The organism is Streptomyces sp. GbtcB6, assembly GCF_019091475.1.
GTDB lineage: Bacteria > Actinomycetota > Actinomycetes > Streptomycetales > Streptomycetaceae > Streptomyces > Streptomyces hyaluromycini.
In genome coordinates this window covers 1,679-2,992 of the sequence record NZ_JAGXJL010000003.1, presented here as the reverse complement: position 1 = coordinate 2,992, position 1,314 = coordinate 1,679, and the positions used below count along the sequence as shown (strand labels likewise).

The following is a 1,314-nucleotide window of genomic DNA, read 5'->3' as shown; positions in this document are numbered from 1 at the left end:
GCAATGACACGACTTCGGCGGTACGCTTGAGCCCCGCTACATTGTCGGCGCGGAATCACTAGACCAGTGAGCTATTACGCACTCTTTCAAGGGTGGCTGCTTCTAAGCCAACCTCCTGGTTGTCTCTGCGACTCCACATCCTTTCCCACTTAGCGTACGCTTAGGGGCCTTAGTCGATGCTCTGGGCTGTTTCCCTCTCGACCATGGAGCTTATCCCCCACAGTCTCACTGCCGCGCTCTCACTTACCGGCATTCGGAGTTTGGCTAAGGTCAGTAACCCGGTAGGGCCCATCGCCTATCCAGTGCTCTACCTCCGGCAAGAAACACACGACGCTGCACCTAAATGCATTTCGGGGAGAACCAGCTATCACGGAGTTTGATTGGCCTTTCACCCCTAACCACAGGTCATCCCCCAGGTTTTCAACCCTGGTGGGTTCGGTCCTCCACGAAGTCTTACCTCCGCTTCAACCTGCCCATGGCTAGATCACTCCGCTTCGGGTCTTGAGCGTGCTACTAAAACGCCCTCTTCGGACTCGCTTTCGCTACGGCTACCCCACACGGGTTAACCTCGCAACACACCGCAAACTCGCAGGCTCATTCTTCAAAAGGCACGCAGTCACACCACAAGGATGCTCCCACGGCTTGTAGGCACACGGTTTCAGGTACTATTTCACTCCGCTCCCGCGGTACTTTTCACCATTCCCTCACGGTACTATCCGCTATCGGTCACCAGGGAATATTTAGGCTTAGCGGGTGGTCCCGCCAGATTCACACGGGATTTCTCGGGCCCCGTGCTACTTGGGTGTCTCTCAAACGAGCCGCTGATGTTTCGACTACGGGGGTCTTACCCTCTACGCCGGACCTTTCGCATGTCCTTCGCCTACATCAACGGTTTCTGACTCGTCCTGCCGCCGGCAGACGACAGAAGAGAGATCCCACAACCCCGCATACGCAACCCCTGCCGGGTCTCACACGTATACGGTTTGGCCTCATCCGGTTTCGCTCGCCACTACTCCCGGAATCACGGTTGTTTTCTCTTCCTGAGGGTACTGAGATGTTTCACTTCCCCTCGTTCCCTCCACACTGCCTATGTGTTCAGCAGCGGGTGACAGCCCATGACGACTGCCGGGTTTCCCCATTCGGAAACCCCCGGATCAAAGCCTGGTTGACGACTCCCCGGGGACTATCGTGGCCTCCCACGTCCTTCATCGGTTCCTGGTGCCAAGGCATCCACCGTGCGCCCTTAAAAACTTGGCCACAGATGCTCGCGTCCACTGTGCAGTTCTCAAACAACGACCAGCCACCCATCACCCC

At 57.0% G+C, this 1,314-nt stretch carries 1 rRNA gene (running past one end of the window); it reads right to left on the bottom strand.

What is annotated here, in order from left to right:
- Window positions 1-1,257: ribosomal RNA gene (locus KVT45_RS05335) — 23S ribosomal RNA — on the bottom strand (it extends 1,272 nt beyond the left edge of the window).
- Window positions 1,258-1,314: the final 57 nt, after the last annotated feature.